A 9,487-nucleotide genomic window follows, 5' to 3' on the forward strand; every position below is an offset into this window, starting at 1 on the left:
CGGCGACCCCGTCCCAACGGCCGGCCCCGCGCCCGGACGGTGAGGGGGAGCCACAGATCGTGCAGGCGCCGGCCCGGGAGGCCCTGGAGATGATCGGCCCGTCCCGGAGCGCGGAGCCGAGGACACTTCAGCGGCACCGGAATCCGGCGCGCGAGCCCGCCCCGGTCGACCGGCCGGCGGCACCCCGCTCGCACCCGCGGCCGGTACATCCCAGGCCGCGGCACGGGCAGCAGCCCGGCAACGAGATCCCCGACGTGACCAGGTCGGTCCCCAAGAGCCAGGCCGACGTGTGCGCCCTGGGCAAGAGGTACGGGGGCTGGCGGGCGGACAGCCCGGAGTCGGTGATCTGCAAGCAGGCGTACGGGCGGTGAGCCCGGCACGGTGCGCTCAGGGCCGCTGCCGGGGCGGCCCCCACCAGCCCGTCTCGCCGGTGTCGTCCTCGCCGAGGCGCAGCTCCAGCCGGGTGATGGCCGCCCGTACCCCGTCGCCGTAACTGTCATGGGCGAGGGTCGCGGCAGCCGTGCGCGCCCGGTGGAGGTGGGTGCGGGCGGCGCCGCCCCGGCCGAGCTTGACGTAGTCGGCCGCAAGGTTGAGGTGCAGCGAGGGATAGAGGGCGCGGAGCGCGAGCGCGCTCTCGTGCTCGGCGGGCCGCTCACCCGTCAGCTCCTCCGCCGCCGTCAACGCCCGCAGGTCCCAGGCCAGTTCGTCGGCCGGGTCGTCCTGGGCATCGGCCAGGTAGTGGGCCAGGGTGCAGCGGTGCAGCGGGTCGCCGTCCTCGCCGATCTCCGCCCACAGGGCGAGGAAGCGGTCCCGGGCCTCCTCGCGGTCGCCCGCGTGCTGCAGGATCACGACCTGCCCGATCCGTGACATCACGGCGTCCGACGCCGTCTGCTCCGGTCCCTTGGCCACCGCGCACTCCGCCCACTCGTCGGCTGTCCCGGTCGACGCTAACCCCGGGCACGGGCGATCACGGGCAGGCGGCACCGGGCCGGCTCGGCGCGGAACCGGCCCGGCGGTGCTCAGCCGAGGTTCGGGACGGTCCAGTCGATCGGCTCGTGGCCCTGCGCCGCGACCGCCTCGTTGATCTGCGTGAACGGGCGCGAGCCGAAGAACTTCTTCGCGGACAGCGGGGAGGGGTGCGCGCCCTTGACCACCACGTGCCGGGTCTCGTCGATCAGCGGCAGCTTCTTCTGCGCGTAGTTGCCCCACAGGACGAAGACCGCCGGGTCGGGCCGCTCGGCCACCGCGCGGATCACCGCGTCGGTGAACTTCTCCCAGCCCTTGCCCTTGTGCGAGTTGGCCTCGCCGGAGCGGACGGTGAGCACCGCGTTCAGCAGCAGGACGCCCTGTTCGGCCCACGGCATCAGATAGCCGTTGTCCGGGACGGGGGTGCCCAGCTCCTCGTGCATCTCCTTGTAGATGTTGCGCAGCGACGGCGGGATCCGGACGCCCGGGCGGACCGAGAAGCACAGCCCGTGGCCCTGGCCCTCGCCGTGGTACGGGTCCTGGCCGAGGACGAGGACCTTCACCTTGTCGTAGGGCGTGGCGTCCAGCGCGGCGAAGACCTCCTCACGCGGCGGGTAGACGGGACCGCGCGCCCGCTCCTCCTCGACGAACTCCGTCAGCTCCTTGAAGTAGGGCTGCTGCAGTTCGTCGCCCAGAACCCCGCGCCAGGACTCGGGCAGCATGGCGATGTCGGTCACGTCAACGTCCTTACGATGTGCGGAAAACGGCGTGCGGTCACTTCCAGACTTCAGAACCTACAGGCGACCACTGACAACGGCCCGCCGATGGCCGAAGTACCCCGCCTACCAGCTGGTCTTGCGGTACAGCTGCCACATCATCATGATCGTCGACGGGTCCAGCGCCTGCTCCGCGCCGGAGATGTCGTCGCTGGCGGCGACGTACTGCTTGCCCTGCCACAGCGGCAGCAGCCGGGCGTCGCGGACGAGGACCTGCTGGGCCCTCTCGAACTCCTGGACAACGGCGGCGCGGTCGCTCTGCCGGCGGGACTCGGGCAGCAGCCGCCGGGTGATCTCGGGCGCCGGGTAGGGCGTGCCGAGCGCGTTCTGATCGCCGACGAACGGGGCGATGAAGTTGTCCGGGTCGGGGAAGTCGGGGAACCAGCCGCGCCCGAACACCGGGTACTCGCCCTTCTGGTAGCCGGTCACATACGTCTTCCAGGGCCGGCTCTTGAGGGTGACCGTGAACAGGCCCGAGGCCTCCAGCTGGCGCTTGAGCTCGGCGAACTCCAGCCCCGTGGAGGAGCCGTAGCGGTCGGTGGTGTACCAGAGGGTGAGCGGGACGAGCTGCTTGATGCCGGCGTCGGTGAGGATCTGGCGGGCCCTGGTGACGCTGGGGTTGCCGAAGTCGTCGAAGAAGTCGGTGGTGTGGCCGGTCAGCCCCTTCGGGACCATGGAGTACAGCGGCTCGACGGTGTCCTTGTAGACCTTGTGCGCGATCGCGCCCCGGTCGACGAGCTGGGCGACGGCCTTGCGGACCGCGGTGTTGCCGGCCCAGGGGTCCTTGGGGTTGAACACCAGGTAGTTGATCTCGATGCCGGCGCCCTCGTTGATCTGGAGCTTGCCGTTCGCGTCGTGCTTCTGCAGGTCGACGATGTCGTCGGCGTCCAGTCCGCGGAAGGCGACATCGAGGGTGCCCTTGCGCAGGTCGGCGACCATCGGGGCCGACTCCCGGTAGTAGCGGATGGTCACCGCGTCGTTCTTGCGGTCGGCGTATCCCTTGTAGTTGCCGTTGCGGACGAGTTCGGCCTTCTTGCCGTCCTCGTACGACTGCAGCGTGTACGGCCCCGAGCCGTCGACCTTGTCGTCCTTGCGCAGGGCGGCGGCCGGGTACTTCGCGGGGTCCACGATGGACATCGCGGGTGTGGCGAGCACGAAGGGGAAGGTGGCGTCGGGCTGGTTGAGGTGGAAGACGACCTCCGTGTCGCCCAGTGCCTGCACCCGGTCGAGGCTGCCGAGGAGCCCGGCGGGACCGCCGTTGAGGTTGATCTTCCGGATGCGGTCGATGGAGTACTTGACGGCGGTGGCGTCGAGGGCGTGTCCGTCGGAGAACTTCAGGCCCGGGCGCAGCTCGCATCTGTACGTCGTGTTCGAACCGTCGGTGAAGCGGCAGTTGTCGGCGGCGTCCGGCTGCGGGGTGGTCGCGCCGACGGGATAGCTGAGCAGTGTCTGGTAGATGTTGCGGAACAGCTCCCAGGACTGGTCCCAGGACGCCGCCGGGTCCAGGGTGCTGGGGGCGCTCGTCGTCCCGACGGTGATCGGTCCCGTGCTGTCGGAGGAGTCCGACGAGAGGACGCCGCACCCGGCCACCAGGGTTGATAGGGATGCGATGGCCGCCGTTTGCCGCAGGCCTCGGTTCCGGTTGAACACGCGCTCGCTCCTCGATCTGCCGTACCAAGGGTCGGCAGACCATACCGCAGTGTGACTTGGGTTCAACCCGCTCCGTACAGGGCCGTTGATCAGCATCTTTATGACGACGTTGTCATTTCCCCATGCCTTTCCCGTACGACGACGAGGGCGCCGTTTCCGTCAAGGAAACGGCGCCCTCGGGTGCCCGATCGTTACCATCGCAACGACTTTGTCAGGAGACACCGGCGTTCAGGAAGATGCCGCCGTCGACCACGAGCGTCTGGCCGGTGACCCAGTCCGACTGCTCGGAGGTGAGGAACGCGGCGGCGCCGCCGATGTCGGACGGCACGCCGAGCCGGGCCAGCGGGTAGGCGGCGGCCGCCTCCGCCTCCCGGCCCTCGTACAGGGCCTTGGCGAACTGGGTCTTCACCACGGCCGGGGCGATCGCGTTGACCCGCACCTTCGGCGCGAACTCGTGCGCCAGCTGCTGGGTGAGGTTGATCAGTGCGGCCTTGCTGACGCCGTAGGCGGCGATGAAGGGCGAGGGCGCGAGGCCCGCGACGGAGGCGATGTTGACGATGGCGCCACCGTTCTCCTTCTGCCAGGCGTGCCAGGTCTTCTGCGCGAATCCGAGCGCGGAGATCACGTTGGTCTCGAAGACCTTGCGGGCCACGTCCAGGTCGAGGTCGGCGATCGGGCCGAACACCGGGTTGGTGCCGGCGTTGTTGACCAGGAAGTCGACGCGGCCGAAGGCCTCCATCGTGCGCTCGACGACCTCGGTCTGGTGGTCCAGGTCGTGCGCCTTGCCGGCGACGCCGATGACCCGGTCGGAACCGAGCTTCTCGACGGCCTCCTTCAGGGCGTCCTCGTTGCGGCCGGTGATGGCCACGCGGTCGCCGCGGGCGACGAGCGCCTCGGCGACGCCGTAACCGATGCCGCGGCTGGCGCCGGTGACGACGGCGACCTTGCCGGAGAGTTCAGTCATGTCCGTTACTCCTGGTCGAACCTAGTCGAGGGGGCCGCCGGCGACGTACAGCACCTGGCCGGAGACGAACCCGGCCGCCTCGCCGGTGAAGAAGGCGATGGCGTTGGCGATGTCGTCCGGCTCGCCCACGCGCGCGACCGGGATCTGGGTGGCGGCCGCGGCCTTGAAGTCCTCGAAGCCCATGCCGACGCGCTCGGCGGTGGCCTTGGTCATCTCGGTGGCGATGAAGCCGGGGGCGACGGCGTTGGCGGTGATGCCGAACTTGCCGAGCTCCTTGGCGAGGGTCTTGGTGAAGCCCTGCAGACCCGCCTTGGCGGCCGAGTAGTTGACCTGGCCGCGGTTGCCGAGCGCCGAGGAGGAGGACAGGTTGACGATCCGGCCGAAGCCCGCGTCGACCATGTGCTTCTGGACGGCCTTCGACATCAGGAAGGCGCCGCGCAGGTGGACGTTCATGACGGTGTCCCAGTCGGAGACGCTCATCTTGAACAGCAGGTTGTCGCGCAGCACGCCCGCGTTGTTGACCAGGATCGTCGGCGCGCCCAGCTCCTCGACCACGCGCGCGATCGCGGCTTCGACCTGCGCCTCGTCGGAGACGTCGGCACCGACCGCGAGGGCCCTGCCGCCGGCCGCGGTGATCTTCTCCACGGTGTCCTTGCAGGCGGCCTCGTCGAGGTCGATCACGGCGACCGCGCGACCCTCGGCGGCCAGTCGTACGGCGGTGGCGGCGCCGATGCCACGCGCTCCGCCGGTGACCACGGCGACCCGCTGCTCAGTGGTGGACATTGCTGCTTCTCCTCGCCCTTGAGAGAACCCGCGGCCCGGTGAGCGACCGCTTAGTACCTTCGTCGCACGTGACGCTAGAAGCCATGGCACCCGGTGTCAACGTCACGCGGCTGCGGTGTGATCCATTACCTCACCAGCAGGTCGAGCAACCGCTCGGTCTCGGCCGCCGGATCGGTGGTGAGCCCAGTGTGCACCGGTCCTGGCTGAACGACCGTGGAGCGCGGCGCGATGAGCCAGCGGAAACGCCGTCCGGCGTCCTCACCAGCGGCCTGCCCCGCCCCTTCTCCCCCGCCGCAGACGCGCTCGACGGCCCCGAGCGCCGCCCGGATCCCGGCCACGTCGGCCGCCGGGTCGAGGGCCAGCAGCCGCGCCTCGTCGAGGTGGGTGCGGGCGCCGACGTACCGCTGGGCGCGGCAGTACAGCAGCACGCCCGCGTTGATGCACTCGCCGCGTTCGACGCGGGGCACGACCCGCAGCAGGGCGTACTCGAAGACGTCCCGGTCGTTGGCCTCGCTGCCGCGGATGATGTGCCGCTCGACCACGGAGCCGGCCATGTGGATGTGGCGGTCGCTCACTTGCCCTCCTCGATTCCGCTCACGCGCGTGTGGACGTCGGCGGCCCGGGCGAGCAGCACGCGCGCGTAGGCGTGCCGGAGCCCGTCCGGCGTGTCGAAGCCGGGTTCGTCGGCCAGCCAGACGTCCGGGATCTCCGCGGTGACCTCGGCCAGGAGGTCCTCGGTGACCCGGGGGGCGAGGTCGGCGGCGGCGCCCGCGAGGTCGGGGCGGAAGCGGGCGAGGGCGTGGTCGGAGGCGTCGTAGGGGCGGGCGGCGGAGGCGTCGGCGCCGGGCCAGTTGTGGTGCCAGATCATGGTGGCGCCGTGGTCGATGAGCCACAGTTCGCCCTGCCGGACCAGCAGGTTGGGGTTGCGCCAGGACCGGTCGACGTTGTTGATCAGGGCGTCGAACCACAGGACGCGTCCGGCCTCCTCGGGGCTCACCTCGAAGGCGAGCGGGTCGAAGCCGAGGGCGCCGGAGAGGAAGTCCATGCCGAGGTTGGTGCCGCCGCTCGCCCGCAGCAGGTCCTGCACCTGCTGCTCGGGCTCCCCGAGACCCAGCACCGGATCGAGGCCGATCGTGACCAGGCGGGGCACCCGGAAACCCAGCCGGCGGGCGAGTTCCCCGCAGATCACCTCTGCGACGAGCGTCTTGCGGCCCTGGCCGGCGCCGGTGAACTTCATGACGTACGTCCCGAAGTCGTCTGCCTCGACGAGCCCCGGCAGCGAGCCGCCCTCACGCAGGGGCGTGATGAAGCGCGTCGCGATCACTTCCTTGAGCATCGCCCCAGGTTACTGGCCGACAGCGAACCGACAGCTCCGGTTTACTGCGCCCTGAACTCGAACGCGTTTAGATCTCGACATCGTCTGAACAACCCATGCGCGAACGCCGTACCCCTGGACGATCCACAAAGCCCGCAACGAAGGGAACCGTCAGCATGACGACCAGCGAACCGCTCCAGCCCGTCCCGGCGCCGGCCCGGCGTACCGTCGTGGCGGCGGTCGGCGCCGCCGGACTCGCCGTCGCGCTGACCGCGTGCGGATCCTCCGACGACAACTCCTCCAGCTCCTCGGACACCCAGGCCGGCGCGAACGCGAGCAACGGCGGCACGGCCGGCGGCGACGCGAGCGCGAGCGCCTCGTCCGGCTCCGGCGGCGGCACGGCCCTGGCCAAGACCGCCGACATCCCGGAGGGCGGCGGCAAGATCTTCAAGGACAAGTCCGTGGTGGTGACCCAGCCGGCCTCGGGCACCTTCAAGGCCTTCTCGACCAGGTGCCCGCACCAGGGCTGTGCGGTCTCCAGCATCTCGGGCGGTGTCATCGTCTGTCCCTGCCACGGCAGCGAGTTCTCCGTGACGGACGGCAGCGTGAAGAAGGGCCCGGCCACCACCGGTCTCACGGCCCAGAACGTCACCGTGAGCGGGGACTCGATCACGCTGGCCTGATCCCCGCCCGCCGCGGCCCTTCGAGGCAGCCCAGCACCTCCGCCGTGGTCGCGACCGTGGCGACCAGGGCGAGGGTGTTGCGGATCATCGCGCGGGTGTACTCGGAGGGCACTCCCGCTATGGCGTCGGAGGGCACCACGACCGTGTAGCCGCGGTTGACCGCGTCGAAGACGGCGTTGGGGACGGCCACGTTGGCCGAGACCCCGGCCACGACGAGCGTGCGGCAGCCGAGGTTGCGCAGCAGCGGATCGACGTCGGTGCCCTGGATCGGCGACAGTCCGTGCAGCCGCCGTACGACGAGGTCCTCCTCGGCGACCTCGATGGGGGCCGCCACCCGCACCGCCGTGGTGCCGGACAGCTGCTGGACGGGCAGCCGTTCGGCGGCGCGGAAGAGGCGGGCGTTGCGGTTGGCGCCGCGTCCGTCGGGGCGCCGCTCGGCGATGGCGTGGATGACCTGGACGCCGTACTGGTGGGCGGCGGACACGAGCCGTGCCACATTGGCGAGGGCGCCCGACCGGCGTGCCTCCAGGGCGAGTTCGGGCAGTGCGCTGTCCGGGCCGACGACACCCTGCTGGCACTCGACGGTGAGCAGCACGGTGGTGGCCGGATCGAGGAGTTCGCTGAGCTGTTCGCGGGACGGCACGGTTCCTCCTCGTCGCCGGCGGCTGGAGCGGGCGAGCGTAGCGACCATTGCGCAGGGACGGAAGACGACCCATGCTTTTCTGACGTGATGTCAGAGGATCACCGGACCCTCTGGCACTTCGTGAGAGAAGAGGGGGACGCATGACCGTCACTCAGCGCCGCGGCCGCAAGATCATGATGACGCCGGGCGAGCTGGACGAGTTCCTCACCGGACAGCGCACCTGCCGGGTGGCCACCGTGTCGGCGGGCGGGGCCCCGCATGTCAGCGCGCTGTGGTTCGCCTGGGACGGCACCTCGGTCTGGCTGTACTCGGTGGTGCGCAGCAAGCGGTGGACCGACCTGCGGCGGGACCCGCGGGTCGCGATCGTGGTGGACTCGGGCGAGGACTACGACGAACTGCGCGGCGTGGAGCTGTCGGGGACCGTCGAGTTCGTGGGCGAGTTCCCGCGCACCGGGGAACTGTGCGCCGAACTCGACGTCCCGGAGACCTTGTTCGCCCGCAAGAACTTCGGCCTCGAGGAAATGCCGCACGACGGCCGGCACGCCTGGATCCGGCTGACGCCGGAGAAGATCGTGTCCTGGGACTTCCGCAAGCTGGGTGGCGCGTAGGCGGGTTTCCCGGTGGCGCGCGTGCCGGTTTCCGTTGGCACGTAGGCCCGTCGGGATCAGCCGGCCTTCTTCCCCGCCTCCTGCAGCGCCTCCACCGCCGCCCGGATCGACGGGCGGCGGTCGGCGTCCGCGCGCCACACGGCGTAGACGTACCGGTGCACGCGGTGCCGCACGGGCACGGCCCGCACTCCGGCCGGCATCGGGTCGCGGCCCAGCCGCGGCGCGACGCAGACTCCCAACCCGGCGGCCACCAGGGCGAGTTGGGTGTGGTGCTCCTCGGCGCGGTGGGCGATCCGCGGCTCGATGCCCTTGCTGCGCAGGGTGTAGAGCAGCCATTCGTGGCAGAACTCGCCCTCCGGCCAGACCACCCATTCGTCCTCGCCGAAGTCGTCCAGGTCGACGTCCTCCCGGCCGGCCAGCGGGTGTCCCGCGGGCATGGCGATCTCCACGGGGTCGTCGAGGATCGGCGCCTTGGCCAGCCCGTCGGGCATGGGCAGCGGCTTGTTGTACCAGTCCAGGACGACGGCGAGGTCGGCGTCGCCCCGGAGCACCGCGTTCACGCCCTCCTCCGGTTCCAGCTCCCGCGAGCGCACCCGCAGCGCCGGGTGGTCGTCGCGCAGCGCGGCGAGGGCGGCCGGGAAGAGCCCGCGCAGGGCCGTCGGGAACGCGACCAGCCGCAGCTCACCGACCACCTGTCCGCGCTGCGCCTCCAGATCGGACTGGGCGAGCTCGACCTGCGACAGGATCAGGGCCGCGTGCTCGGCGAGCAGCCGGCCCGCGTCCGTGAGCCGCACGCCCCGGCCGTTCTTCGCCAGCAGCCGCTGGCCCACCTCCCGCTCGAGCTTGGCCATCTGCTGCGAGACGGCCGAGGTCGTGATGTGCAGCCCCTCGGCCGCGCCGCTGACCGAACCGTGCCGGGCGAGGGCGTCGAGGGTGCGCAGGCGATCCAGGTTCAACATGTAAGTGATGCTACGAGATATCTCGCGCCAATTCTCGATTGTGCTACGAGATGCTGTCCAGCATCGTTACGGCCATGACCACCGCCACCGCTACCACCCGAGCCCCCGCCCGCCCCGCCGCCCGCCGCCCCGCCCTCGAC

The 9,487-nt window shown here is 70.9% G+C and carries 12 protein-coding genes; 3 read left to right on the forward strand and 9 right to left on the reverse strand.

Translation table 11 applies throughout. From position 1 onward, the window contains the following. The coding region (locus tag GRC12_RS37310; RefSeq protein ID WP_208784604.1) for a hypothetical protein at positions 1–371 on the forward strand (371 nt) is incomplete at its 5' end. Positions 372–387: 16 nt separating this feature from the next. On the opposite strand, the gene GRC12_RS37315 is transcribed toward GRC12_RS37310, so the two are convergent. The 7 genes from GRC12_RS37315 to GRC12_RS37345 form a co-directional block, all read right to left on the reverse strand. Beyond that, entirely contained in the window at positions 388–870 is a 483-nt protein-coding gene (locus GRC12_RS37315) for a hypothetical protein (RefSeq protein WP_244374358.1), read from the reverse strand. A gap of 149 nt (positions 871–1,019) precedes the next feature. Beyond that, entirely contained in the window at positions 1,020–1,703 is a 684-nt protein-coding gene (gene ung, locus GRC12_RS37320; RefSeq protein ID WP_208784608.1) for a uracil-DNA glycosylase, read from the reverse strand. A gap of 105 nt (positions 1,704–1,808) precedes the next feature. Then, positions 1,809–3,392, reverse strand: a complete 1,584-nt coding sequence (locus GRC12_RS37325; protein ID WP_208784610.1) for an ABC transporter substrate-binding protein — start codon at positions 3,390–3,392, stop codon at positions 1,809–1,811. A gap of 211 nt (positions 3,393–3,603) precedes the next feature. Further along, positions 3,604–4,356 carry an SDR family oxidoreductase gene (locus tag GRC12_RS37330; protein WP_208784612.1) on the reverse strand — a complete coding sequence of 251 codons (753 nt, stop codon included), beginning with the start codon at positions 4,354–4,356 and terminating at the stop codon, positions 3,604–3,606. A 21-nt stretch (positions 4,357–4,377) separates the two neighbouring features. Further along, positions 4,378–5,139, reverse strand: coding sequence for a 3-oxoacyl-ACP reductase FabG (gene fabG / locus GRC12_RS37335; RefSeq protein ID WP_208784614.1), 762 nt, complete (start codon positions 5,137–5,139; stop codon positions 4,378–4,380). A gap of 125 nt (positions 5,140–5,264) precedes the next feature. Continuing rightward, positions 5,265–5,714, reverse strand: a complete 450-nt coding sequence (locus GRC12_RS37340; RefSeq protein ID WP_208784616.1) for a DUF3037 domain-containing protein — start codon at positions 5,712–5,714, stop codon at positions 5,265–5,267. After that, positions 5,711–6,475 (reverse strand): HipA family kinase, encoded by a 765-nt coding sequence (locus GRC12_RS37345; protein ID WP_208784618.1) that lies wholly within the window; start codon positions 6,473–6,475, stop codon positions 5,711–5,713. Before GRC12_RS37345 ends, GRC12_RS37340 begins: the two co-directional genes overlap by 4 nt. 155 nt (positions 6,476–6,630) lie before the next feature. Here GRC12_RS37345 and GRC12_RS37350 point away from each other — a divergent pair, with 155 nt between their 5' ends. Further along, entirely contained in the window at positions 6,631–7,137 is a 507-nt protein-coding gene (locus GRC12_RS37350; RefSeq protein WP_208784620.1) for a Rieske (2Fe-2S) protein, read from the forward strand. Here the strand turns inward: GRC12_RS37350 and GRC12_RS37355 are convergent. Then, a complete protein-coding gene (locus GRC12_RS37355; RefSeq protein ID WP_208784623.1) occupies positions 7,124–7,780 on the reverse strand; it encodes a cysteine hydrolase in 657 nt (218 codons plus the stop codon). The genes GRC12_RS37350 and GRC12_RS37355 overlap by 14 nt on opposite strands. A gap of 140 nt (positions 7,781–7,920) precedes the next feature. Between GRC12_RS37355 and GRC12_RS37360 the strand changes: the two genes are divergently transcribed. Further along, the gene (locus GRC12_RS37360) at positions 7,921–8,388 is read left to right on the forward strand and encodes a pyridoxamine 5'-phosphate oxidase family protein (RefSeq protein ID WP_133047503.1); all 468 of its coding nucleotides are present in this window, start codon (positions 7,921–7,923) and stop codon (positions 8,386–8,388) included. A gap of 56 nt (positions 8,389–8,444) precedes the next feature. Here the strand turns inward: GRC12_RS37360 and GRC12_RS37365 are convergent, their stop codons facing one another. Next, a complete protein-coding gene (locus GRC12_RS37365) occupies positions 8,445–9,347 on the reverse strand; it encodes a LysR family transcriptional regulator (protein WP_208784625.1) in 903 nt (300 codons plus the stop codon). Positions 9,348–9,487 lie beyond the last annotated feature (140 nt).

Source organism: Streptomyces griseorubiginosus (assembly GCF_017614965.1).
GTDB lineage: Bacteria > Actinomycetota > Actinomycetes > Streptomycetales > Streptomycetaceae > Streptomyces > Streptomyces griseorubiginosus_B.